This window comes from Sphingosinicella sp. BN140058, from assembly GCF_004135585.1.
Lineage (GTDB): Bacteria > Pseudomonadota > Alphaproteobacteria > Sphingomonadales > Sphingomonadaceae > Allosphingosinicella.
Genome location: NZ_CP035501.1, coordinates 718,141 through 741,603, shown reverse-complemented (window position 1 = coordinate 741,603; position 23,463 = coordinate 718,141). Strand labels below are relative to the sequence as shown.

Annotated in this window: 19 protein-coding genes and 1 tRNA gene; 10 read left to right on the top strand and 10 right to left on the bottom strand. The window is 65.4% G+C overall.

The window, feature by feature from the left end; genetic code table 11:
- The first annotated feature begins 62 nt into the window (after window positions 1–62).
- Window positions 63–800 (top strand): bifunctional 2-polyprenyl-6-hydroxyphenol methylase/3-demethylubiquinol 3-O-methyltransferase UbiG, encoded by a 738-nt coding sequence (gene ubiG / locus ETR14_RS03380; protein WP_129391244.1) that lies wholly within the window; start codon window positions 63–65, stop codon window positions 798–800.
- A gap of 30 nt (window positions 801–830) precedes the next feature.
- On the opposite strand, the gene ETR14_RS03375 is transcribed toward ubiG, so the two are convergent.
- The 4 genes from ETR14_RS03375 to ETR14_RS03360 form a co-directional block, all read right to left on the bottom strand.
- On the bottom strand, window positions 831–1,505 hold the full coding sequence (locus ETR14_RS03375) for a glutathione S-transferase family protein (RefSeq protein WP_129383363.1): 675 nt from the start codon (window positions 1,503–1,505) through the stop codon (window positions 831–833).
- A 67-nt stretch (window positions 1,506–1,572) separates the two neighbouring features.
- Window positions 1,573–2,055: a hypothetical protein gene (locus tag ETR14_RS03370; protein WP_129383362.1), complete on the bottom strand. Its 483-nt coding sequence runs from the start codon at window positions 2,053–2,055 to the stop codon at window positions 1,573–1,575.
- A 123-nt stretch (window positions 2,056–2,178) separates the two neighbouring features.
- Window positions 2,179–2,982: an undecaprenyl-diphosphate phosphatase gene (locus ETR14_RS03365; protein ID WP_129383361.1), complete on the bottom strand. Its 804-nt coding sequence runs from the start codon at window positions 2,980–2,982 to the stop codon at window positions 2,179–2,181.
- Window positions 2,983–3,077: 95 nt separating this feature from the next.
- Window positions 3,078–4,013 carry a complex I NDUFA9 subunit family protein gene (locus tag ETR14_RS03360; protein ID WP_129383360.1) on the bottom strand — a complete coding sequence of 312 codons (936 nt, stop codon included), beginning with the start codon at window positions 4,011–4,013 and terminating at the stop codon, window positions 3,078–3,080.
- A gap of 104 nt (window positions 4,014–4,117) precedes the next feature.
- Here ETR14_RS03360 and ETR14_RS03355 point away from each other — a divergent pair.
- Window positions 4,118–4,204, top strand: a tRNA-Leu gene (locus tag ETR14_RS03355).
- A gap of 131 nt (window positions 4,205–4,335) precedes the next feature.
- Here ETR14_RS03355 and ETR14_RS03350 read toward each other — a convergent pair.
- From ETR14_RS03350 to ETR14_RS03330, 5 genes are all read right to left on the bottom strand, one after another.
- Entirely contained in the window at window positions 4,336–6,090 is a 1,755-nt protein-coding gene (locus ETR14_RS03350; RefSeq protein WP_165356291.1) for a sulfatase-like hydrolase/transferase, read from the bottom strand.
- Window positions 6,091–6,322: 232 nt separating this feature from the next.
- Complete coding sequence (locus ETR14_RS03345) at window positions 6,323–9,310, bottom strand: TonB-dependent siderophore receptor (protein WP_129383358.1); 2,988 nt, start codon at window positions 9,308–9,310, stop codon at window positions 6,323–6,325.
- Window positions 9,311–9,548: 238 nt separating this feature from the next.
- A complete protein-coding gene (locus tag ETR14_RS03340) occupies window positions 9,549–10,892 on the bottom strand; it encodes a gluconate:H+ symporter (protein WP_206185959.1) in 1,344 nt (447 codons plus the stop codon).
- Between the two features lie 31 nt (window positions 10,893–10,923).
- A complete protein-coding gene (locus tag ETR14_RS03335) occupies window positions 10,924–11,808 on the bottom strand; it encodes a MurR/RpiR family transcriptional regulator (RefSeq protein ID WP_206185958.1) in 885 nt (294 codons plus the stop codon).
- A 129-nt stretch (window positions 11,809–11,937) separates the two neighbouring features.
- On the bottom strand, window positions 11,938–14,211 hold the full coding sequence (locus tag ETR14_RS03330) for a family 20 glycosylhydrolase (RefSeq protein WP_243455739.1): 2,274 nt from the start codon (window positions 14,209–14,211) through the stop codon (window positions 11,938–11,940).
- 315 nt (window positions 14,212–14,526) lie between these two features.
- On the opposite strand from ETR14_RS03330, the gene ETR14_RS03325 reads away from it, so the two are divergent.
- The 7 genes from ETR14_RS03325 to ETR14_RS03295 all read left to right on the top strand — a co-directional run bounded on the left by ETR14_RS03325 (window position 14,527) and on the right by ETR14_RS03295 (window position 21,356).
- Entirely contained in the window at window positions 14,527–15,696 is a 1,170-nt protein-coding gene (locus ETR14_RS03325) for a mandelate racemase/muconate lactonizing enzyme family protein (protein ID WP_206185957.1), read from the top strand.
- The gene (locus tag ETR14_RS03320; protein ID WP_129383355.1) at window positions 15,693–16,094 is read left to right on the top strand and encodes a RidA family protein; all 402 of its coding nucleotides are present in this window, start codon (window positions 15,693–15,695) and stop codon (window positions 16,092–16,094) included. The genes ETR14_RS03325 and ETR14_RS03320 overlap by 4 nt, the downstream gene beginning before the upstream one ends.
- A complete protein-coding gene (locus ETR14_RS03315; protein ID WP_129383354.1) occupies window positions 16,091–16,864 on the top strand; it encodes a creatininase family protein in 774 nt (257 codons plus the stop codon). The genes ETR14_RS03320 and ETR14_RS03315 overlap by 4 nt, the downstream gene beginning before the upstream one ends.
- Before the next feature lie 183 nt (window positions 16,865–17,047).
- A complete protein-coding gene (locus ETR14_RS03310; RefSeq protein WP_129383353.1) occupies window positions 17,048–18,010 on the top strand; it encodes a hypothetical protein in 963 nt (320 codons plus the stop codon).
- Window positions 17,995–18,753 (top strand): ATP-binding cassette domain-containing protein, encoded by a 759-nt coding sequence (locus ETR14_RS03305; RefSeq protein WP_243455738.1) that lies wholly within the window; start codon window positions 17,995–17,997, stop codon window positions 18,751–18,753. The genes ETR14_RS03310 and ETR14_RS03305 overlap by 16 nt, the downstream gene beginning before the upstream one ends.
- Window positions 18,754–19,212: 459 nt before the next feature.
- Window positions 19,213–20,565: a glycoside hydrolase family 43 protein gene (locus ETR14_RS03300; RefSeq protein ID WP_129383352.1), complete on the top strand. Its 1,353-nt coding sequence runs from the start codon at window positions 19,213–19,215 to the stop codon at window positions 20,563–20,565.
- 191 nt (window positions 20,566–20,756) lie between these two features.
- Complete coding sequence (locus ETR14_RS03295; protein WP_129383351.1) at window positions 20,757–21,356, top strand: L,D-transpeptidase family protein; 600 nt, start codon at window positions 20,757–20,759, stop codon at window positions 21,354–21,356.
- Window positions 21,357–21,380: 24 nt separating this feature from the next.
- Here the strand turns inward: ETR14_RS03295 and ETR14_RS03290 are convergent, their stop codons facing one another.
- Window positions 21,381–21,593 (bottom strand): dodecin, encoded by a 213-nt coding sequence (locus tag ETR14_RS03290; protein ID WP_206185956.1) that lies wholly within the window; start codon window positions 21,591–21,593, stop codon window positions 21,381–21,383.
- 117 nt (window positions 21,594–21,710) lie between these two features.
- Between ETR14_RS03290 and ETR14_RS03285 the strand changes: the two genes are divergently transcribed.
- Complete coding sequence (locus tag ETR14_RS03285) at window positions 21,711–23,462, top strand: DUF885 family protein (protein WP_129383349.1); 1,752 nt, start codon at window positions 21,711–21,713, stop codon at window positions 23,460–23,462.
- The last annotated feature ends 1 nt before the right edge of the window (window position 23,463 follow it).

Below are 23,463 nucleotides of genomic sequence, written 5' to 3'. Positions count from 1 at the left end.
TGTGGCGCGGCCGTTTCGCCGTGGGAAACAGGGCTCCGCCCTGATAGGGAGCAGGCATGATCATGGCAAGCGATCCGACCTCCGGCACCACCATCGACCCCAATGAAGCCGCGCATTTCGGCGCGATGGCAGCGGACTGGTGGGATCCTCAAGGATCTTCGGCGATGCTCCATCGTCTCAATCCGGTGCGGCTCGCCTACATCCGCGATCGGCTCGACCAGCATTGGAGCCTCGACGAATGCGACATCCGCCCGCTCAAGGGACGGCGCGCTGCGGACGTCGGCTGCGGTGCGGGTTTGCTCGCCGAACCGCTCGCCCGCCTCGGCGCCGAGGTGACCGGCGTCGATCCGGCGCCCGAGAATATTGCCGTGGCGCGGGCGCACGCGCTCGGACAAGGTCTGCCGATCGATTATCGCGTCGGCAGCGTCGAGGCGCTTTCCGGTCGCTTCGATCTCATCACCTCGCTCGAAGTGGTGGAGCATGTCGCGGACGTACGCCGATATCTGCAAGGTCTCGCCGACGCCCTTGCCGATGACGGGCTGCTCATCCTGTCGACTCCCAATCGGACCGGATTGTCGCGATTCATGCTGATCACCGCCGCCGAGGGCACCGGCCAGATACCGCGCGGCACCCACGACTGGGACAAGTTCCTCACGCCTGAGGAACTCACCGCTATGCTGCGCGACGTCGGCCTCGATCCAATCGATTGCACCGGGCTCAGCTGGGGGCCAGGCCGAGGCTTTCACCTGTCCGAGAACAAGGCGCTCAACTATCTGGTGACGGCGCGGCGGGCGGGCTGATCCCCGCACGCACGCCTCGTCGGCGCGCGATTAGAAGAAGTCGACCTTGTCGTAGTGGGCGGGCGGGGTGATGACCTCCATCCGTTCGCCGAGCAGCGTCCGGAAGCTCGGTCTGGACTTCATCACCGCATACCAGTCGGTCGTCTGCTTGTGCCCGCGCCAATCGACTCCGCCGAGGTAATCGGCGACCGACAGGTGTGCCGCCGCGGTGAGGTCCGCAAGGCTCAGCACCGGCCCACCGAGCCAGCGGCGGTGATCGAGCAGATAGTCGATATAGTCGAGATGGGCGTTGGCCGTCTTCATGGCTTCGCGCAGGATGCGCGTATCGGGCGCGTCCCGGCTCACCAGCCTCTTCTTCATCCGCTCTTCCATCAAGGGCCCGACCACGTCCGCATAGAGGCGCTCGTCGAACCAGGCGACAAGCCGCCGCACCTCGGCACGCGCGGCAGCACCGCCGGCCAGCATCGGTGCACGATCGATCGTCTCTTCGAAATATTCACAGATCGCGCTGGAATCGACCAGCACCAGCCCCTTCGACTCTTCCACCAGCACAGGAGTCTGCCCGGCCGGGTTCAAGTCCATGAACTCGTCACGATTGGCCCAGGGGTTCTCGCGCACGAGTTCGTGAGCAATGCCCTTTTCGCCCAGGAGAAGCCGAACCTTGCGCGAAAACGGGCAAAGAGGAAATTGGTAGAGTTGCCACATGGCAGCTGTCTTAGCGGCCGAGGCGCGCGAAAACTACGTCGATCTGAAGCAAAAGCGCAGACGAATCTCAGCGATCCCAATCATCATATCGCTCATCGTAGCGACGGTCGTGTCGGGCGGCCCGGCTCTGCGCGATCGCCGCCTCCATCCGGATCGCCGCGTCTTCGAGCGTACGCCGCAGCACCGGGGTCAGAACCGCAAGCTGGTCCATTGCGGCACCGACCTGGGAGCTTGCGACGGCAATCTCGTTGCGAACACGATCACGGGCGTAGGGGTCGTCGTGGCTGGCAAGATCGCCAAGCGTCTCGGAGCGTTCGCGCCGGCTCAGGCGGCGGCCTTCGACCGCTTCGCGCAGAGGTCCGACCGGCGTGTCGAGAATTGCATCCGCGACATCGCCGACGCGATCGCCCATGTCTTCGATCTCGCCGGGAGCGGGCAGACTGCGGACGATCTCGTCGTCCCTTGGATCGTATCCGGGTTCCGGATAGGACTGTGCGATGGCCGGTGCGGCGATAGCCAGCGCGCTTGCGGCAATGATCAGCTTACGCATCGGACAAGCCTCCTTAAGTCCTTGGCGGCACGGATAAAACGTATCTCCGTGCGAATTGGTTGCCGTCTATGGACAATAAGGGATGAGCCGCGCCTGAATAAGGCCCGGCCGCATCGTCAGGCCTCAGCGTGCGATCAGCCAGATCGCGGCCACGGTGCCAGCGACGATCCGGTACCAGGCGAAGGGTGCGAAGCCATAGCGGGTCACGATGTTGATGAACCAGCGGATGACGACCAGCGCGACGATGAAGGATACGACGAAGCCGATCGCGATCGTTCCTAGCGCATCGCCATCGAGCGCACCGCCGGTTTTGTAGAGATCGTAACCGGAAGCCGCGAGCATCGTCGGCACCGCTAGGAAGAAGCTGAACTCGGCAGCGGTCTTGCGCTCGACGCCCAGCGACAGCGCGCCCATGATCGTTGCGCCCGAGCGGCTGACGCCTGGGATCATCGACAGGCACTGGATGAAGCCGATGCCGAGCGCGACCTTCCAGCTCATCGCTTCGACGCTGTGCACCCGGGGATTCCTGATCAGCCGTTCGAGAATGAGGATGGCAACGCCGCCGACGACCAGTGCGATTGCCACCGTCATCGGACTTTCGAGCAGCGCCTTCACGCCGTCATAGACGATCAAGCCGACCACTGCGGAGGGCAGGAAGCCGAGCAGGATGTTGCGCGTGAAGACCAGTGCCTGTCCGTCGAGACGGAAGAGACCGATCGCCACATCGAGGAAGCGCCGCCAATAGAGGACCAGCACGGCAAGAATGGCGCCGAGCTGGATGACGATCTCGAACGTGCCCTGAGCCTCGCTCTTGAAGCCGAGCAATTCGGCGGCGAGCACCAGATGTCCGGTCGAGGAGACCGGGATGAACTCGGTGACGCCTTCGACGATGCCGAGCAGGATGATGGTGAGAAGATTTGCGTCCATGGTCCGTCCGAGAGCGCTGCACCGGTCGGCTGGCCGAGGGCAGAGCGTTGGCTCCTCTGCTCAGGCGGCGATCGCCGTCGCCCGAGCGAAGAGCGTCAATAAGGGGATTTGGCGGCAAAGCGGCCGTGGCGACGGTAGGCGAGCAGCCAGCCTTCCGCAACGGCAGCGATCGGCGTCTTGGGAAGACCGAACGCCTCCAGCCCTGCTGCGCCTTCGGCGGCAACGCTGTCCCGCTGCAGCATCAGCCATTGATCCCAGGTGAGCGGTGCACCCGGCGCCCAGCCGGTCAGGCGAGCAAGCCCGGACGCGACTGCATCGGGCACGTCGATCAGCGGCCGATTGTAGCCGGTCGCCTTGCAGACGAGCTCCATGATCTCGCGCATCGTCATCACTTGCGGGCCGCCGAGCTCGTACGTCTTGCCGGCGTGCGTGCTCGGATCCATTGCGGCAGCCGCGACGGCGCGCGCGACATCGGCGGCATAGACCGGCTGGAAACGGGTGCCGCCCCGGATCACCGGCAGCGCGGGCGCAAGGCGTGCGAGGCCCGCGAAGCGGTTGATGAAATTGTCTTCTCGGCCAAACAGCACCGAGGGCCGCATGATCGTCGCACCGGCGAAGGCCGCGCGAACCGCTTCCTCGCCCTGCGCCTTGGTGCGGGCATAGGCCGATTCGCTGCGGGCGTCGCCGCCGAGTGCGGAGACCTGGACGAGCGCGTTGGCGCCGGCCGCGTGCGCGGCTTCGGCGACGTTGCGCGCGCCGTCGACGTGGATTCCTTCGAAATCGCCCTTGAGGATGCCGACGAGGTTGATCACCGCGTCGCTGCCGTCCACCGCGGCGCGGACCCGGTCGGCGTCGCGGATGTCGCATGCGGCGAACTGAATCTGGCCGACGGGGCCGAGCGGCTTGAGGAAAAAGGCCTTGCGGGGATCGCGCTCGACGACGCGCACCCGGGCGCCCAGGCCGAACAGCGACTGTGCGACATAGCGGCCGAGAAAGCCGCCGCCGCCGAACAAAGTGACCACGCGGTCCATCACACGTCCCTTATTTCACGTCTTGAAGTCGCCCGCCCCATTGCCTGCTCGTTGGCACGTTGACAAGCGCGGCGAGCCCCCCTAGTTCGCCGCCACTACCCCGTGCCCAGGTGGCGGAATTGGTAGACGCACCAGCTTCAGGTGCTGGCGCTCGCAAGGGCGTGGAGGTTCGAGTCCTCTCCTGGGCACCACTCTTTCCGCGGGTTGGAAAGGGTTCGCGACACGGCACCGTTCACGATTGGACGCTGCTTCGCAGCGCATATCCCTCCATCGAGAATCATGCAGTCCGTACGCGACTTCAAGCGTCCAGTTCGTGCCGAGCCTATCTCTGACACCGAGGATCGAGAATTGGTGCGGCGGACGTGCGGTGCAGTCGCCGTGCGCGCACCAGCAGATCCGGCGTGATCCGAACTGCGCCCGGCCGCAGCGGCGTCACCTGTTCCTTCCCGCTGTGGCGATCGCACAGGTAGAGAAGCGCGCGATCCTCCTCGCGCCAGACGATCCCGGTCGATTCGGATGTGCCGACCGGCACCGCTCCCCGCCGGGTAGGGCGTTGCAGCGCGATCCCTCTCCAGGCTTTCGCCGGTGCGATCCCGATAGCGTCCGCGAAGGTCGGTGCGACATCGATCTGACTGGCCAGCGGGCGTGCGGGATAGGTGCCCGCGCGTGCGTCATAGACGAGAAGCGGAACTGCGAGCGTCGGCGGATCGGCCTCGCCGCCGTGGTAGAGGAGGCCGCCCTCCGACGTGCGTTGCCCATGGTCCGCGGTGATGATGATCAGGGCATCCTCGAGCATGCCCTTGCGGGCCAGCATGGCGAAAGCCTTGCGGATGACATCGTCGGCCTGTTCGACCCTCTTGTCGTATATCTGGCGGTATCCTGCCTTGGCCGCCGGGCTGAACAGATAGGCGCCGATCATGCCATTATCCTCGGGCGTGACCCGGAAGGCCGGTTGGATGAACGAGCCGGCATGCGGGGACATGAGGTGCAGATAGAGGAAGGTGTGTCTGGCATCGGCCACCTGCAGCCGCTCCAGGGCGTCGATCGCCACGAGATCGTTCGGCTGGGTGCGCGGCGGCTGATCGGAGATGCTGGTGATTGGCCCACCGAGCAAATTGGTCAGCCCGCCGAAGGTCGCATGCTGGCCGGCCAGGACGAGGTGAACGCCGTAGGAGCGGCTGGCCAGGTGATCGACCAGCGTTTCTGGTCGTGACCCGAAATCGTTCCAGCTTCGCGAGGCCAGGATGCTCATGATCCCGCAGAAGGAGAAGGTGCAGGTCGCGTAGCCGTCGAACTTGCGCAATTTCCCCTGCGCATCGAGGCTGCTGAGGAACGGGGTGTTGCGAAGTGCGGGATTGTAGAGACCCATGCGATCGCGGCGCAGCGCGTCGACGACGATCAGAACCAGCGGCCGGCTCCCCGCCGGCGCCGGCTGGCGGGGCAGACGTCGAGCGGTCGAGGCGGGCGACCGCGCCGCCGCGAGCAGCGCCGGCGGTGCGATCTGGAACACAGGGCGCAGGCCTTCGAGAACGGGCTCGCCTGCGCGTACGTCGAGCGGCACGAAGCCGACCGCCACATAGCTGCCAATCGAAGCGGCAGCGAGCATCAGGCGGCCGCTGAGGCGCGCCCGGCCGAGGCTGAAGCGCGCGCGGCCGAGGCGCGCGCACCATTCCGGCAGCAGGTGGCGCAGGGGCCAGTAGAGCAGGATGTGCACTCCGAACAGGAGGAGTATGGCACTGCCGAGCCGGTAGGGGCTGATCCCGATATTATCGAGCAGGGAGAGCGAGGTCAGTGGGCTGTAGAAAATGATCAGGGTCGGGGCAGGATGGCCGGTCAGATTGATGAAAACCGCCTGGTAGAGATCGAACAGGGTCAGGATCGTATGGATGCTCGCGACCAGCAGAACGGCGATGGCGGCGCGTAAAGCGGCGAAGCGGTTCCCGACCGCCAGCAGCGACAACAGCAGGCACAGCATGCACAAAAGGGAAAGCGTCAGGGCCACGTGGAGCAGCACCGCAAGAGGGCCGGTGCCGGTGTCCGCCGCGTGGAACAGGATCAGGCGGAACACGGTCTGCACGAGCCAGAGAGCGGCGATGAGAACTGCATATGCGCGGCGGAACGGCGCCGGCCTGGCAATCGTGACGCGTCGTTGGTCTGCTTCAGCCTCCCCCATCCCTGCCATGTTCCCCGTCATGTCTTCTGCTGCACAACGTGTGATAGGGACGATCGGCGATTGCAGGCAACAGGCTGGCGCATTGTGGCGCACGGCGGAGTGAGGGGGGCTCGGCGATGCCAAGCCCCCATCGCTGTCAGAAGTTGGCGCGGACGCCGACGCGGAAGATGCGACCGAGGACGTCGTACAGGAACGGATTGATGCCCGGTCCGACGCCGGTCAGCGGATTCGGCTCCGGATCCTTGTTGAAGACGTTGTCGACCCGGAAATAGGCGCTGAGCTTGTCGGTGATGTTGTAGCTGCCGCCGATATCGACATAGAGCGCGCCGTCCATGTGGTTGTCGTTGACTGTGGGGTGCTGATTGGTGGCGACGGGGCAGTTCGTCTGGCACTCGATCCACTCGTTCGAATAGACGCCGTCGCTGACGAAACGCTCGGAGATGTTGAGACTGAAGCGATCGGTGTCCCAGCTTTGGGTGAACAGCGCCTTCCAATCGGGGATGGTGCCGCCGCCGACCAGGCCGTTCACGCCCGCGGTATCGGTCGGGATCGCCCCGATCACGTCCGGATCGGTGACATATTCGATGACGTGGGTCCCGAGCGCGCGGAGGGTGAGGGTGCCGGGAAGCTTCAGTCCGGACAACGGCATCCGGTAGGAAAGCTCGATGTCGAAGCCGCGGGTCTTGATGTTGGCGGCATTGAACGCGGAGACTTCGACATAATTGGTGCCCGGGATCGGGCTGTCGAGCAGCACCTTGGCGCATTGATCCTGCGACCCGGATTCGCACAGGTCGACGATCTGCTGGTTTGACAGCGCGATGATCGCGTTGCCGATCTTGATGTCGTAATAATCGAACGAGGCGCTGAAGCCGGGCAGCCATCTCGGGTTGGACAGCACCACGCCGACTTCGGTGTTGCGGGCGATTTCGGGATCGAGATCGGTGTTGCCGGTAGCCCGGTTCTGGATGTTGATCGAATTGCCGCGGTAGATGACGGTCGCGTTGGTGACGATCTGCGCCGCGAACAGCTCGGAAAGATTAGGCGCGCGAACGTCGCGTGAGGTCACGGCGCGGAAGCGGAGGCCGTCGATCGGCGTTTCCCAGACGCCGCCGATTTTCCAGGCCTCGACCGTGCCTGACGTGGAATAATCGGTAACGCGCAGGGCCGCGTTGAGGTTTGCTTCGCCGAGCGTGTCCGATTTCAGGAACGGGAAGTTGATCTCGGCATAGGCTTCCTTGACGCCGTAACGGCCGCGGCCGCTCTTGTAATTGCCGGCATACCAATTGTTGCCGACGGTCGTGTTGAGCAGGGGATCGGCCGGATAGAGGGCGCTGTTCGGGGAGTCCGGACCCACCCCGTTGCCGTAGGGATCCGCTCTGGTGTGATATTTCTCTTCACGGCCCTCGATCCCGAATGCGAGCGCGACCGGGCCGGCCCAGGACGAGAAGGGCTCTCCGGTGACGTTGAAGGCGGCCACCGCTTGTTCCTGCTTCGAGCGCTGCCGCGGCCCGTTCTCAGGGATCACGTAGGCGAAGGCGGCTTCCGAGTTCGTGACGTCGCCGAAGATGTTGAACGGCACGCAACCCGCCGCGCGCGCCGCGGCGCTGCGGCAGACGACGGTGCCGCCCGGTCCATTGACCGCGTCGATCGCCGCGTTGAAATGCGGCTGCAGCGAAATGTCGGAAACGTCGACCGCGATGTCGCTGACGCCGTAGGCACCATAGGCGTCGTAGCGCCACTCGGTGCCGATCGCGTCGAACCGTCCGTTGATCCCCAGCACGTAACGCTGCTGGTCGCGCTTGGTCTTGACCTTGATCGGATCCGGGAACTGGCCGGTGCTGGTGCCGAAGCCGAAGCTGGTGATGTTGTTCGCGGCGCAGGCGTCGCGAATGGATTGCGGCAGGAAGGCGTTGTCGCACTGGATGGTCAGGCTCGGCCGCTCCGCACCGATATTCGGGTAATTGCGCGACAGCACCCGGGCGAGGGTGACGGTTGCGAACAACTCCGTGCGATCGTCGATATCGTAGCCGGCACGCGAATAGCCGACCATGCGCTGGATCCGGCTGGCGAGGCTCGGGGATTCGCCGATCTGGCCGCTGAGGTCGCCGCCGACGCAGAACGGACTGAAGCAGCCGCTGACCTGGCCGTTGCCGAGCGGAACCCCGTTCGATCCATATTCGAATTTGAACGGCGCGCCGTTGGCACCGAAGGCGGTGCCTTGCAGCGGACCGCTGTTGATCAGCCCGTATTTCGCATATTGGAACTGCTGCGCGCCCTCGATCACGAAATATTTGGGGCCACCGTCGACGGTCGCGGCGTTCGGGCGGGTCAGGAAGGCGGTGGCGTTGTACCAGTCGCGGCCGTTGACGCCGCCGGTGACGCCGAACCCGCCGGGCGGGGTGCCGCCCTCATAGCCATATTCGCCGCTGACCTGGATGTGCAGCCGGTCGTCGGCGAATTTGCCGCCCCAGGCGGCCTGGCCAGTGATCGTCTTGTCGTCGCCATAAGTGGTCATGCCGCCGAGGATGTTCGCGCGGAAGCCCTCGAAGCGCTTGTTGGTGATGAAATTGACGACGCCGCCGACCGCGTCCGAGCCATAGGACGCGGAGGCGCCGCCGGTGACGACGTCCACCCGCTCGACCAGCAACTGCGGGAACTGGCTGATGTCGGGCACGCCGATGAAATTGGCCGGGGTGACCCGCTGCCCGTCGAGCAGGGTGAGGGTACGAACCTCGCCAAGGCCGCGCAGACTGAACGAACTCAGTCCCTGCTGGCCGCTGCTCGTGCTGTTGACCCGGGTGGTTCGGCCGCTGCTGCCGAGCAGGGACGGAAGCTGGCGGATGGTCGCGAAGATGTTGGGCTGTGCTGCCTTCTCGATGTCGTCCAGGGTGATCGTGGTAGTCGGCGTCGGCTGGTTGAAACCGCGGGCGGAAAGCCGCGATCCCGTGATCACCAGCGCCTGCTCGGCGCCTTCCTGCGGTGCCGGCAACGCTTCGGATCCGACCGTATCGGTTGCGGCCGTTCCGCTCGGCGCCGACGAGTCCGCCTCCTGCGCGTGTGCCGCCACCGACAAGGTCATCGCTGCCGTGGTCGTCAGCAGGAATGTGCAGAAAGGTCTCGTCATCAACATATCCCCCTTGTTTCCGCCGGCCTGTTGCTTCGGTCGGATCGCGCCTGTGCTGCGGCGCCGGATACATCCGGCTTCCTCGTGCGCTGCGGACCAATTACATAACCAATTGGTCAGTGGTCCGGAGATTTTCATATGGGGGGAGGGCTGTCAACGTGATTCTTTCACGTTTGTTACTTTTTAACAGACACTGTTGTTGCGGAACACTGCAGAACCCCGAACGCCGCTGTTTACCTTACAGCAGGGCTGCCAAGGCCATGGTCAGCAGCAAGGCGATCACGGAAATCAGGGTCTCGCAGACCGTCCAGGTCTTGAACGTCTGCGCGACGCTCAGCCCGAAATACGTCTTCACCAGCCAGAAGCCGCCGTCGTTGACGTGAGAGAGGATCAGCGACCCGGCGCCGGTCGCAAGCACGAGCAATTCGGGCGAGACGCCGCCGCCGAGGGCATAGGGCGCGACGATGCCGGCGGCGGTAGACATCGCCACCGTTGCCGATCCGGTGGCGATGCGCATCATCGCCGCGACCGACCAGGCGAGCAGCAGCAACGGCACCTGAATATACTGCGCGCTCTCGACGACGGCTGCCGAGATTCCGCTTTCCATCAGAATTCGGCCGAAGCCCGCGCCCGCTCCGACGACCAGAGTCACCATCGCCGTCGGCGCCAGACACTCCTCCATGAAACGGCCGATCGTCACCCGATCGAAGCCGCGGGCGCTGCCGAAGGTGACGAAGCTCAGCAGCAGGCCGATCAGCAGGGCCGTCACCGGATGGCCGGCGAGGCGCAAGGCCTGGTTGAGCCCGCTCCCTGCGGGCGCCAGTGCATCGGCTGCGCTGCCGAGGAGCATCAGCGCGACCGGCGACAGGATGGTGGCGAGCGTGATCCCGAAGCCCGGAAGTCCGGCTTTTTCCTGAACGTCTTCGGTCAGCGCGTCCGCCATCGGGTTCGCGGCGGTCAGAACGACATGGCGATCGATCAAGGTCGCGAAAATGGGCCCTGCGATCGCCGCCGTCGGCAACCCGACGATCAAGGCGAACAGGATGGTGAGGCCGATATCCGCATGGTAGGCAGTGACGGCGAGCAGCGCTGCCGGGTGGGGCGGCACCAGGCCGTGCACCACCGAGAGGCCGGCGACCATCGGCAGTCCGATCTTGAGGATCGAGGTGCCGGTCCGCTTCGCCACGGTGAAGACGATCGGCATCAGCAGGACGAAGCCGACCTCGAAGAAGACGGGCAGCCCGATCGCCAGCGCCGCGCACATCATCGCCCAATGCACGCGCTCGGGGCCGAACCAGCTGATCATCGTCCGGGCGATGCGCTCGGCTCCGCCCGATTCCGCCATCATCTTGCCGAGCATGGTGCCGATGCCGACGACCAGGGCGATGTGGCCGAGCGTCTTGCCGACGCCGGCCTCGAACGTCTCCAGCAGCTTGTCGAGCGGCATGCCGGCGCTTGCGCCGAGCAGCAGCGAAACCAGGATCAGGGCGAGGAACGGATTGAGGTTGAAGCGCGCGATCAGCAGGATCAGCCCGCCGACGGAGGCGAGCGCCAGCAGCAGCAGCATCGCATTGTCGGTCATGATCGCCACTCGAAAGCGGGGGTGGCGGTGGTCAGTCGCCGAGCGGCTGCCGATCGTTGCCGCTTTGGCGGAAGCCGTCGAGCGCGAGCTTCACGCGCCGCAGCGTTTCCTGCGACACCGGCCGGCGCAGCAAGGCGAGTTCGGTCATCAGCACGTCGAGCACCATCATCATCGCGTAGCGCGACGCCGAAGGCTTGAAGATGAAGTCGGTTTCCATCGTCTGCACCGGCAGGCTGAGGTCGGCGATTCCGGCCAAAGGCGATCCGATTGCGGTCAGGGCGACCAGACGTGCGCCATAGCCCTTCGCCGTCGCGCAGCTGGTGTTGAGCTCGGCAAGCCCTCCCGTCATCGAGAAAGCGAGAACGACGTCCTCCGCCCGCACGCTGGCCGCGACCATGCGTTGGGTCAATGCATCCGTGTAGGCGGCGGCCGGTAGCCCGAGCCGGAACAGCCGGTTGGCCGCTTCCAGCGAGAGCATGGTCGAGCTGCCGCCCATGCCGAACGTGTAGATCATCCGCGCGCCGTCGAGCAGCTTCGCTGCTGCCATGACCTCTTCCGGATCGAGCAGGGCCTCGTTGACCTGCATCGCCTGGACGATGTCGCTCACCACCCGCTGCGACACCGATGGCGCGGTCTCCTCCTGCTGGGTCGCGTTCCCAGCGGCAATGAAGCGGTTGCCGACTGCGCTCGCACGGGCGAGCGCCACCTTCATCTCCCGCACATCCTTCAGGCCGATCGCACGGGCGAGCCGCGTGATCGTCGCTTGGGAGACCCCGGCCTTCTTCGCCAGTTCGCCGATGCTCGCCGACGCACCCGCGCCGAGATCGTCCAGGATCGCCTGTGCCGCCCGCCGTTCCGAGGGACGCAGGCTGTCCCGATGGCGCGCAATGCGGTCGACGATATCGAGAGGCTGCACGCCGGTCCCTTGTGTGAATGATGGTTCGAGCGGCCGAGTCCTTCCATGCCGGTCGGCCGATGTAAAGAACGACAGGAACATCCTTCCCGCCCTGGGCAGCGCGCCGAGGCGTCGTCCGGCAGCAACGAATCATCGAGTGACCAACTGCACCGCCGCGATCGTCCAATGCGGGTTGTTGCTGCGGCCGGTGAAGGTGAAGCAGAGATCGTGCGCGCCGGTGTTCGCGGGGATGGGGGCGGAGAGGCGGGTGATCGTCGGGCTTTTCACCTGCTCCAGCGGAATGCTGGCGATCCGCTCGCCCTCGCAGCCATCGATCCGGATTTCCAGTTCGCCGGCTGCCGTGCGGGGCGTCGGCCGCGGTGCCAACGTGCGGCCATTGTTGAGCTGGAAATTGAACGGCACCTGGCCGACATCGACGTCGATGCGGGTCACCGACTCCAGCGGGGCCGCATCGTAGATCCAGCACGGATTGAGGATGTCGCTGAGGAAATTGGCACGCGGTCCATCGGCAGGTGCATCGTCCTCGAGCGCCAATACCAGGGTCGACGTGCATTGCCTGAGTTCGCGGTCGTCGCGGCGGCGAATGCTCGCGGGATCGAGCCGCCGCTCGAGGCTGCCGGGCAGGGGCGTGGTTCCGCGGAAGGCGGCGGCGCGCAACGTGGTCGGGATTCGCAGCGGCAGCGGCGCCGCGTAGAGCGGTGACGCGGGCGTCGGACTGCTCCCGTCGAGCGTGTAGCGTATCTCGGATTTGACTTGAGTGGAGAGTGCGATCGTCGCGCCGTCGCCGGAGACGTTCGAAACCGATGCCACCGGCGTGAACGCGCTTTTCGCCGGCGTGATGCCGATCTTTTCCAGCCGCGCGATCTGGGGCAGCAGACGATCGACGAAATCGTCGAAGTCGCCACCTTCGCCGCGCCAGGCGACCTCGGCCAGCGCCGACAGCCGGGGGAAGGTCATGTAGGCGGCGCGGGCGTCGCCGCGGACGTGCTCGGTGAACAGGGCGGCCTGGAGGCCGAGCACGTGACGCTGCTGGTCCTCGGTCAGCGTGTCGGGAAGCGGATCGAAGCGGTAATAATCTTCCAGCGTGATCACCTTGTTGCGACCGGGACCCTCGGCCGCAGTCGTGCCCTGGAGGTGATCGAGATAGAGCATCGGCGAGGCCGCGAGCACGGTGTCGTGTCCGGCCTTGGCGGCGACGATCGCGCCATCGATGCCGCGCCACGACATGACCGTCGCATTGGGGGCGATGCCGCCTTCCAGGATCTCGTCCCAGCCGATCAGCTTGCGGCCCTTGGCGTTGAGGAATTTCTCCATCCTCGTGATGAACCAGGATTGCAGCTTGTGTTCGTCGGTGATGCCGAGGCTGCGCATCTTGGCCTGGGTTGCCGGCGACTGCTTCCACTGGGTCATCACCGCTTCGTCCCCGCCGATGTGGATGTAGGGCGACGGGAACAGGGCCATGACGTCGGTCAGCACGTTTTCCAGGAACCGGAAGGTCGAATCCTCGACATTGTAGAGATAGGTGTAGACGCCCCAATCGGCGGTAATGCCCGGCGGCACCGGATTGCCCGGCCCGAGCTCCGGATAGGCGCGGATCGCCGAGAGAGCGTGGCCGGGCATTTCGATCTCGGGCACGATCGTGATGTTGCGCGCCGCTGCATAAGCGACGATTTCCCGGATCTGCGCCTGGGTGTAGAAACCGCCGACCTTCGGCAAAGGCGGTGCACCGGGTGCCGTCGCCGGGCTTCGCCACGCCCCGACCGCAGTCAGCTTCGGGTATTTGGGGATCTCGATCCGCCAGCCCTGATCGTCGACGAGATGCCAGTGCAGGGTGTTGAGCTTGTGCGCCGCCATCGCGTCGATGAGTTTCTTGATGTAATCGGGGCTCTGGAAGTGACGGGCGCTGTCGAGCATGAAGCCGCGCCAGGCGAAGCGCGGCGAATCCTCGATCTTGACCGCCTGCACCCGATCGGAACCGCCGCTGGCGAGCTGCCACAGGGTCACGGCACCGTAGAGGAATCCCCCTGCATCGCCGGCGCTGATCGTCGCGCCGTCGGCCCTGGTCTCGAGCCGGTATCCGTCCTTCGGCAGGCCACTCACCCGCACGAAGCGGATCGAAGGTCCACCGGCTGACGCGGCCTTTTTCAGGCCGAGCTGCTGGTTCAGCCATGCAGCCGCTCGCTCCGCGCCGGCGTTGCCGCGAAGGGCGATGATCGGGACGTCGCTGCCGAGCCGGAAGCCGGCTCCCGCTACCGTCGCGGTGCGGGGCAACGGCAGCAATGGCAGTTCAGGGGCGGCCGCGGCGCCCGGCGACGCGGCGCCGGCAAGCAGAAGCGCCAGCAGCGCGCGTGCAGGCGATCGAAGCAGGATCGAGGGCCGGAACTTCGACACGAACGCCATCATCACTTACCCTCTCGGTGGGCTGGGAGAACAGTGGTCGACGCGCCGGCGTCGCCCTGCTTATAATCCTCTCCTGCAGCTACGGATAAGACCAGTTCGTGACCAATCCGCTCCGCGGACACATTCATTCCATGCCGATCTCAACCCGTCAACACACGTTTTTACACGAATGTTACTTTCAACCAAGAAAGTGCTGGCAAATGGTGTGCCACTGGTTATGCATTGAGCCGGAAGCGGCGGGCCTTCACCATTCTGGCCCACCGGACGGGGCGTCACCCGTGCCGCCGTCGCTCAGGGGAAAGCATTCGAGGAGCTGGAATGACCGGGATGTACGCCGCCATCGGGAGCCATGATGCTCCGGTGATTACCGGCTTCGAATTCGATGAGGTGGTGGTTCCGGCCAAGCCCGGCATGATCAACTCGGACTCGCTCGCCAAGCCCCTGCACATGCTGCCGGTCGCAGGGCAGGCGGCGTGGAGCGTGCAATTTGACGCGCTGCCCAAGCTCATCCTGCGGATGAGGCTCGCCAACGGCGTCGTCGCGCTCGGCGAATTCTACCGTGACCACGATTGGACGCGGGTCGAGGCGATCTGCAATGGACTGATCGGCACCGACATCTCGACATTGTCGTTGCAGGATCTGCCGCTGCCGCTGGTGCGCGAATTCGACGGCTTCGAGCTTGCGATCTGGGACGGTTGGGCGAAGACCCTGGGCGTTCCCCTTTACACTCTGCTCGGTGGACGCGTGCGCGATCGGGTGCTCTGCGACGCCTGGTCGAGCCATCGCACGCTCGACGAGGTCGGCCCGTGGGTGCGGGCCTATCAGGATCAGGGTTATACGTGCATCAAGCTCAAGGCCGACCTCGAGGACGACGCGGTCGGCCTTTGCGAGCAGGTCGCCGCGCACGCGCCGGGAATGAAGGTGATCTTCGATCCCAATCAGCGCTGGGAGAATATGGCGTCGGTCAAGCCGCTGATCCGCGGTCTCGAAAAGGTCGGCAACGTGCTGTTGCTCGAGGATCCGATCCCGAAATGGATGATCCCCGATTATGCCGATCTTTGCCGCTTCTCATCGATTCCGATCGTTCAGCATGTCGCTCTGCCCTACATCTATCAGGGGCAGCGGGTGCACGACATCATCGCGTTGATCCAGCAGCGCGCGGCCGACGGCTTCAACTTCAATGCCGGCCTGGCTAAATTCGCCCAGCTCAACGCCATCGCCGACGCGGCCAATCTCTATTGCTTCCACGGCTCGGAGGTCGATTTCGGTATCCTCGAGGCCATGTACCTTCACCAGGCGATCGCTGCGAAAAGCTGCGTGTGGCCGAGCGACATCTTCGGCCGGATGATCCGCGAGCATGATCTGCTGGCAACGCCGCTGCGCTTCGAGCCGCCTTACGCCTTCGTTCCCGAAGGGCCCGGCCTCGGAGTCGAGCTCGATCTCGCCGCCATCGAACGTTACGGCGTTCGCCACGAGGTGTTCGCATGAGCGACCATGACCAGGCGATCGTCCGCATCGCGTCCGAGCAGCATGTCACCGCCGGGCCGTATTCGCCCGTGCTTCGTATCCGGCAGGGCTCCGATCTCGTCGTCATCTCCGGCCAGGCGCCGCTCGATCTCGCCGGCCGTGTGATCGGCGACACGATCGAGGAGCAGGCTCGGGTCACGCTCGACAATTGCCGCAACCAGCTCGCTGCCGCAGGGGTGGGTTTCGCCGACGTGTTCAAGGTCAACGTCTACATGACCGATCTCGCCGACTGGCCGCGCTTCAACGTCGTCTACCGCGAGATCATGCCCCAGCCGTTCCCGGCGCGGACCGCGATCGGCTGCGCGCTCCTCGACGGCTTTCTCGTCGAGATCGAGATGTGGGCGGCGGTGCGGCCATGAAGTGGGAGGAACTCACCAGTCCGCGGCTCGGCGCGATCGATCGCCGCACGCCGGTCTTGCTCAATATCGGCGCGATCGAGCAGCATGGCGGCCACCTGCCGCTGGTCACGGATGCGCTGATCGGCCGCCATTTCACCGATCGGATCGACGCCGAGTTGGGCGAGCATGTGCTGGTGCTGCCGCAGATCGCGGTCTGCTGTTCGCGCCACCACATGGCCTTTCCCGGTACGCTGACGGTACGCCACGAGACCTTCCTCGCCTACCTCACCGACATGCTGGAGGCGGTCGTCGCGCACGGCTTCACCAACATCGTCCTGTTCAACAGCCATGGCGGCAATCTCGCCATCGCCCAGGTCGTGCTTGAGGCCTTCGGCAACGATCATCCCGAGATCGAAATCTTTCTGCTGACCTGGTGGAAGATCGCCGCCGAGGAGCTTGCCGCCATCCAGGAGAGCGGATTCGGCGGGGTCGGCCATGCCTGCGAGTTCGAAACCTCGCTCGTCCAGCTGATCGCGCCGCACCTCATCGATGAGGCCGCGGCGGTCGACCAGCTGCCGATCCACGCGCACGAATGGGCCGCCGCCGACATGCTGCAAGGCGCTCGCGCCGCCCATCACCGCACGATGCATCAACTGACTGCGGGCACCGGAACCTCGGGCTGTCCAAGCCTCGCGTCGCCGGAAAAGGGGCGCCGGATCTCGGATGCGGTGGTGTCGACCGCAGTGAAGATGCTGCGCGACATCCGCGAGCAGACGCCTGAGAAAGACTAGCGGCTGACGCCGCGGCGGCCTTCCCACGAAAAGGCGGGCCCTTGGCTCAACGGCAGGTCGATCAAACCTAACTTGGCCGAACCTGCTCGGCCGGGTACATCAGGTGCCGCCGGCTTTCTCAGGCCGAGGGAGGATTTGATCGCCGCGTTCGCAAGCCTTCTCGTTCGGCATGATCGCATGATCATGGCCGCAGGCCTGAAGACGATCATCCGACGCTGGCAGGACGTGCTACCGCTTCTTTTCTTCTCCATCGTCGTTCCAGCGGCGATCGTGGACTGGCTGGGCGCAGCGGCGACCATGCCGGCCTTGGTTGCTGTATCCGGCGCCGGTGCGAGTTGCGCGGCGCTGATCGCATCGATGGTGCGCAGGCGCCTCGACTTCTTCGCCGGCGAGAGCCTGTTTGCCGCGGAGGCGCTGATGCCGCGTGAGGTGCTTGCCTACCGCTTGGCCTGGCATCTTCCTGCCGCGCTGTTGCTGCTGGCGCTGGTCGCACTCGGAAAGCCCTTGCTTCTGCCTCATTGTGTCGCCGGCTATGCTGTGGGGCTTCTCTGCGCAGAGGCCGCAGGCGTTTCTACACGCGTGCTGCGCCGCTCTGCCGCGCGATGGCTTCGGCGCTCTCGATCCGCGGCGCGCTGGCGCTCGCGTCCCGACACCGCGGCAATCGCCTCGCTTTCGGGCGCCGGGGCGTTGATGTTGCTGCCGGTGATCCTCGGCACGGGGGCCGAGCTCTCCTTCGCTGTCGCGGGGATCACCGTGACCACGCTTGCTCTCGTCTCGCCGATCCGCGCATCCGAGATCCAGTTCCAGAGTGCGGCCGGGTGGAGGCTTCGGTCCAGTCTCCGCATCGCTCTGCGCTTCGCCGGCATCGCGCTGGCTCTCCTGATGGCCGCGACGTTGCTCCTCGGTTTGCCTGCGCTGGCCGCCATCGCGGCAGGAGCGGGTCTTTGCGTGCTGGTGTTGCGGACGGCACAGGTGATGGCCCACCGTTGCTTTCGGCGGCGCATGGCGGAGATCGTGCTGACGGTGCTGATCGGAAGCACGATGATCATCGGCGGCCTGCTTCCGCCGCTGCTGCCATTCGCCGCCGCTGCCGGCCTCCTGTGGCTCGGCCGACGGGCTCGGCGGAGCACATGGCTGCTGACGTGACCGCGATGCTCTCGATCCATGACGTTCACGCCCGCCGCGGCACGGAAATGGCCGTGAAGGACGTGACGCTGACGGTGGAACGCGGCACCTGGTTCGGCCTCATCGGTGCCAACGGTTCCGGAAAGACGACCCTGCTCCGCGCGATCTCCGGCCGGTTGGACCTCGCGGGCGGTACCTGCATCATCGGTGGCGAGGATCTCTCCCGCGATCGAATGCGCCGGGCGCAGAGGACGGGCTTCGCGCCCACCGGGGAAGCGTTGCCCAACAGCCTCACTGGAGGCCAGATACTGGATCTGGTTGCCCGCGGAGCCACCGATCCGCTCCGTTCGCTCGGCGCCATCGGCGAGGCCCTTGCTATCCACGCATTGCTCGACCGCAGGGTTGGAGAATGCTCGGCAGGAATGCGTCAGCGCATCAGCATCGCCTGCGCCTTCGCGGCAGGTCATGAATTCGTAATCCTCGACGAGCCTTTCAACTGGCTCGATCCGGTCGCGGCCTACGACCTGCGCCTGGCCTTGAGGGCTCGTGTCGACGCCGGGCTCACTCTGGTCACCGCGCTCCACGATCTGCCGACGCTTGCCGCGTCGTGCGATGCGGGCGTGCTGCTCAGCGGCGGGAGGGTTGCACTTGCGCTCGACCGGGAGGCTTTGAGCATGGGACGGCAGGATCTCGGCGCATTCGAGCGTCACATGATCCAAGTCCTTCGCCGTGATCGGCTCCCTTCGCCGGCTCCCGGAGAGTGAACTCTCCCAGAGCGTATGCACGGGACAGCTTTGATTTCAGGGCACGTATCTTCCGGGCAGAGCCGGCAGCAGGCCAGAGAATTCCTCCGTTCGAAAATCAGCGGTGCGCGCAGCCGCGAGGTCGAGGATTTCCTCCAGTCGTTGCCCCGTCACGGCAAGCGCGTGCTGCCTTCCGGGCGTGGATTGAAACACGTCCGCAACCGACTCCCCGGCAGGATTGCGCAGATCGAATTTCCGACACGGCATCATGGATCATGGTTCCCGGCGCACTCTCACCCTCCCAGACGACACGGGCACGCCGAAGCCGCACCCGGGCCCGCCGGGTGCTCGAACGCGGCCGACGGTTGATCATGCTCCACCGCAGCCGCCTGACTGCTGCGGTGGGCGGCGCCTGCGGCTCCATGTCGATTGCTGATCCGGACTTCACCTTTGGCGGTAATCTTCTGTAAAGCGTTGCCAATGAGCAACGAGACCCTGTTCGCATTCGACATCCAGGCCAGCGAAGACGGGAATGCGACTCTGCTGGTCGTCTCCTTGAATGGAGGCGAGGAGCACGCGTATCGAATCGCGGGACGCGAACAGCATCACTACGTCCAATTCTACGCAGAACTGGCTCGGGACTTCGGCACCCGGCTGCCGCGGGAGTTCGCGGAGATTCCCGCCGATCGTCACGAGCCGCCGTGGCGGCCGCTGATCCGCGAGAATCTCTCGCCCCGGATTCTTTCCGGCTACGGTGATCCGGCCGTGCTCAAGACCGACGAGGGCTATTATCTGGTCGCGACCTCGAACGACGCGCCCGATGCCATGCCGATCCTGCGCTCCGCCGATCTCGAGGCGTGGGAGCCGGTCGGGTTCGTCTTCGCCGAGGGAGAGACCCCGCCCTGGGCTGCGGCGGGGGTGCAGGTCGGGGATTTCTGGGCGCCGGAAATGGCCCGGGTAGGCAGCGAATATTGGCTGACCTACACCGCCCGGGACACCAACAACATTCTCTCGATCGGCCTCGCGAAGAGCGGCCATCCCGCGGGCCCGTGGGTCGACATCGGCGGCCCCTTGCTCGGCGGCGGCGTGATCGACGCGCACATCTTCATCGATGCCGACGGACATCCGCTCCTGTTCTGGAAGGAGGATACCAACGGATTGTGGCCGCGGCCGCTGGCCGGGCTCCTGCGCGAGCACCCCGAAATGGTCGGCCGGCTGTTCTCCACCGAGCAGGACCGGCGCACCGCCGCCTTTGCCGCCGCAGTCAAGGCCTGGGCGGACGGACGCCGTCCAATGGAGCGCTTCTTCCTGATGCAGCCGCTGATCCGGGCGGCACTCGCCTCCTGGCCCAGGGTGCAGCACGTGCTGCGCGAGCATGGCCGCGCCGACACCATCCTGCGGGCGATGCGGACTCCCGTTTATTGCCAACCGCTCGCCGCCGACGGCAGGTCGCTGATCGGCACGCGCACGGAAGTGCTCGCCAACGATCTCGAATGGGAAGGCCATCTGATCGAGGGGCCCTGGGTGACGCGCCAGAACGGCCGCTACTGGCTCTTCTATGCGGGCAACGATTTCACCACGCCGTCCTACGGCATCGGCGTTGCCGTCGCCGATCATCCTCTTGGCCCCTATCGCAAACGCCCGGAGCCGCTGCTCCAATCGACCGCGCGCTGGGTAGCGCCGGGCCACGCTTCGGTCGCGCCCGGGCTGGATGGAAAGCCAAGGCTCTTCTTCCACGCCTTCTTCCCCGGGCGCGGCGGCTATAACGAGTTCCGCGCTCTGCTGACGGTGGGGCTGCGCTTCGATGGGGACGATGTGGCCCCGGTCGCCTAGAACCACCCGTTTCGATCGTTCGGACGCGCCATCCGGACCTGGCGTTCACATTCCATCTGTCAAGTAAAATCCCAATGCGGCGCAACAAAGTGCGCCGATCCACGTTCTTGCTGCAGGTTAGGAAATCCGATCCGGCGGCTTCGCTGCATGGTGACGATCGTCTTCAAGTCATTAGCGTGGAGTATCTGGTGATGCGCGGACAGCGTTCGTTCGTCCGTGGGGCCGTATGTGCCCTGCTTCTTGGCCTGGCGCCGCTTTCGCCTGCTTTGTCGCAGGAACAATCACCACTTGAAACGGAAGCATTGGCGCTGGATCCGGGCCATTATGTCTGGCGGCCGGAGCTTGCATCGTCGGGTTCTGTCGAGATCGTCGTCAGCCTGCCGCTGCAGACCGCTTACGTCTTTCGCGGCGGCACGCTGATCGGTGTGTCTACCGTCTCCACCGGCGCGCCCGGTTACGACACGCCGACCGGTACCTTCCAGATCCTGCAGAAGAAGGTGGATCACCGCTCCAATCTCTACGACGATGCGCCGATGCCGTTCATGCAGCGCCTGACCTGGGACGGCGTCGCGCTCCATGCAGGCAAGATCCCGGGCTATGCCGCGTCGCACGGCTGCGTGCGCCTGCCGATGGCCTTCGCGCGCAAGCTCTATCAGGCGACCAGCCTCGGCGCCTCGGTCCACGTCGTCGATGCGATGCCCGCCTCGGCATCCGAAGCGCTGGCGCTCGGCCGCAATCCCGACGCCTGGCAGTCGGAGCTCGACGCCGAACTGGCGCGCGGCACCCGCTGAGGGGACCGCACGCCGCCTTCGCGATCAGCCGTCGTCCAGGGTGAAGCCGATCCGCAGCGTCACCTGATAATGGGCGACGCGGCCGTCTTCGACATGGCCGCGAGTCTCCTTGACCTCGAACCAGCGAATGTCGCGCAAGGTCGATGCCGCGCGCGCGATCGCCTTCTCGATCGCGTCCTCGATCCCGGTCGGCGAGCTGCCGACGATTTCGACGATCTTGTAGACGTTGTCGCTCATCTTGCTGTCTCCCATGATGGTGCGGGAAGGCAACGGGCGATCCGCCGGAACGTTTCGCTTCCGCAAGCCGTGGGCATCTGGCTAGAAGTGCGAACGCGCACTGGCCGGAGACACTGAATGCCTCGTTTCGCCGCACTCTTCCTTGCCGCAGCCCTGGCTTCGGCGGCCCCGGTCGCGGCTACGCCGTCCGATGACTTCCGCCAGTTGCTCGATGATCATTATGCCTGGCTGCTGCGCGAGAGCCCGACTTATGCGACGTCGCTCGGCGTCCGCGATTACGACGACAGGATCGAAGATCTCAGCCTCGCGGCCGCGGATCGCCGCGCGGCCGAGGCGCAGGTTTTCCTCAAGCGGCTCGACGCGATCGGGGAGGCCGGCCTGACGCCCGGCGAGCGCACCAGCCGCGCAATCCTGAGACGCGCGCTTGCCGAAAGCATCGAAGCGAACCGGTTCGGACAGCGACAGATGCTGTTCACCACCTATGCCGGCTGGCATCAGAACTTCGCCGGTCTCGCCAGCGGGCTGCCGTTCCGCACCAAGGCCGATTACGAAAGCTACCTGAAGCGCCTCGAACTCTATCCGGCGATGAACGACGAAGCGCTGAAGATCACGGCGCAGGCGGTGCGCGGCGGCTACGTGTTGCCCTGCTCGGTGCTCGGCAACTCCGAGAAGTCGATCACCGGGGTGATTGCGGAGGATCCGGCCCAGTCGCGCTTCTACGAGCCGTTTGCGGGCGCGCGCCCCGCCGATGCAAGCGAGGCCGAGTGGCAGGCGCTGCAGAGTCGCGCGCAGCGTGTCATCCGCGACGTTCTCAACCCAGCTTATGCGAAGCACGCCGCTTTCTACCGGGCCAGTTACGCGCCCAAATGTGCCAAGTCCGACAGCATCTCGGCGCAGCCCGGCGGCCGGGACTATTATGCGTTCCGGGTGCGGCAGGAGACGACCACCAGCCTGACGCCGGACCAGATTCATGCGATCGGCCTCCGCGAATCGGCACGCATCAACGCCGAGATGGAGAAAGTCGCGAAGGAAGCCGGTTTCGCTTCAAGGGCTGCGTTCATCGAGGACCTTCGCACGAATCCCGCGCATTATGCCAAAAGCCCGGAAGAGCTGCTCCGGGCGAGTGCCCGTGTCGCAAAGACGATCGACGGCAAGATGCCGGGCTTGTTCCGGACGCTGCCACGCCTCCCTTACGGCATTCGCGAGATCCCGCCGGAAACCGCGGAAGGCACGACCACCGCTTATTACGGCCAGGGCGCTCCGGAGAGCGGCCTCGCCGGCACCTATTACGTCAACACCTCGAAGCTTGATCAACGCCCGTTTTGGGAAATACCGGCGCTGACGCTCCACGAAGCCGTGCCCGGCCATCACCACCAGATCGCGCTCCAGCAGGAGATCGATCTGCCGCCCTTCCGGCGCCACTTCACCTTCTTCACCGCCTTCACCGAGGGTTGGGGGCTGTATGCGGAGAGCCTCGGCGAGGAGATGGGTCTCTACGACACGCCCGCCAGGAAGATGGGCCAGCTCTCCTACCAGGCGTGGCGGGCCGCGCGCCTGGTGGTCGATACCGGCATTCACGCCAAGGGCTGGGACAAGGCACGGGCGGTCGCCTACATGCGCGAGAATACGGCGCTCTCCGCTGCGAACATCGATGCGGAGGTCAATCGCTACATCAGCTGGCCGGGACAGGCGCTCGGCTACAAGATCGGCGAGCTCAAGATCCGCGAGCTGCGCAAGCGGGCCGAGACCGCGCTCGGCCCGAAATTCGATCTGCGGCGCTTCCACGATGCCGTTCTGCTGCAGGGATCGGTCCCGCTCGACGTCCTTGAGGCGCAAGTCGATGCCTGGATCGCTGCCGAGAAGGGATGAG

Bases quoted from the DNA above. Each gene is read 5' to 3' on its own strand.
- ubiG (WP_129391244.1), top strand. From the start codon at position 63: ATGGCAAGCGATCCGACCTCCGGCACCACCATCGACCCCAATGAAGCC.
- ETR14_RS03330 (WP_243455739.1), bottom strand. From the start codon at position 14,211: ATGATGGCGTTCGTGTCGAAGTTCCGGCCCTCGATCCTGCTTCGATCG.
- ETR14_RS03370 (WP_129383362.1), bottom strand. From the start codon at position 2,055: ATGCGTAAGCTGATCATTGCCGCAAGCGCGCTGGCTATCGCCGCACCG.
- ETR14_RS03315 (WP_129383354.1), top strand. From the start codon at position 16,091: ATGAAGTGGGAGGAACTCACCAGTCCGCGGCTCGGCGCGATCGATCGC.
- ETR14_RS03365 (WP_129383361.1), bottom strand. From the start codon at position 2,982: ATGGACGCAAATCTTCTCACCATCATCCTGCTCGGCATCGTCGAAGGC.
- ETR14_RS03345 (WP_129383358.1), bottom strand. From the start codon at position 9,310: ATGACGAGACCTTTCTGCACATTCCTGCTGACGACCACGGCAGCGATG.
- ETR14_RS03285 (WP_129383349.1), top strand. From the start codon at position 21,711: ATGCCTCGTTTCGCCGCACTCTTCCTTGCCGCAGCCCTGGCTTCGGCG.
- ETR14_RS03295 (WP_129383351.1), top strand. From the start codon at position 20,757: ATGCGCGGACAGCGTTCGTTCGTCCGTGGGGCCGTATGTGCCCTGCTT.
- ETR14_RS03290 (WP_206185956.1), bottom strand. From the start codon at position 21,593: ATGAGCGACAACGTCTACAAGATCGTCGAAATCGTCGGCAGCTCGCCG.
- ETR14_RS03300 (WP_129383352.1), top strand. From the start codon at position 19,213: ATGAGCAACGAGACCCTGTTCGCATTCGACATCCAGGCCAGCGAAGAC.
- ETR14_RS03325 (WP_206185957.1), top strand. From the start codon at position 14,527: ATGACCGGGATGTACGCCGCCATCGGGAGCCATGATGCTCCGGTGATT.
- ETR14_RS03360 (WP_129383360.1), bottom strand. From the start codon at position 4,013: ATGGACCGCGTGGTCACTTTGTTCGGCGGCGGCGGCTTTCTCGGCCGC.
- ETR14_RS03375 (WP_129383363.1), bottom strand. From the start codon at position 1,505: ATGTGGCAACTCTACCAATTTCCTCTTTGCCCGTTTTCGCGCAAGGTT.
- ETR14_RS03320 (WP_129383355.1), top strand. From the start codon at position 15,693: ATGAGCGACCATGACCAGGCGATCGTCCGCATCGCGTCCGAGCAGCAT.
- ETR14_RS03340 (WP_206185959.1), bottom strand. From the start codon at position 10,892: ATGACCGACAATGCGATGCTGCTGCTGCTGGCGCTCGCCTCCGTCGGC.
- ETR14_RS03305 (WP_243455738.1), top strand. From the start codon at position 17,995: ATGGCTGCTGACGTGACCGCGATGCTCTCGATCCATGACGTTCACGCC.
- ETR14_RS03310 (WP_129383353.1), top strand. From the start codon at position 17,048: ATGGCCGCAGGCCTGAAGACGATCATCCGACGCTGGCAGGACGTGCTA.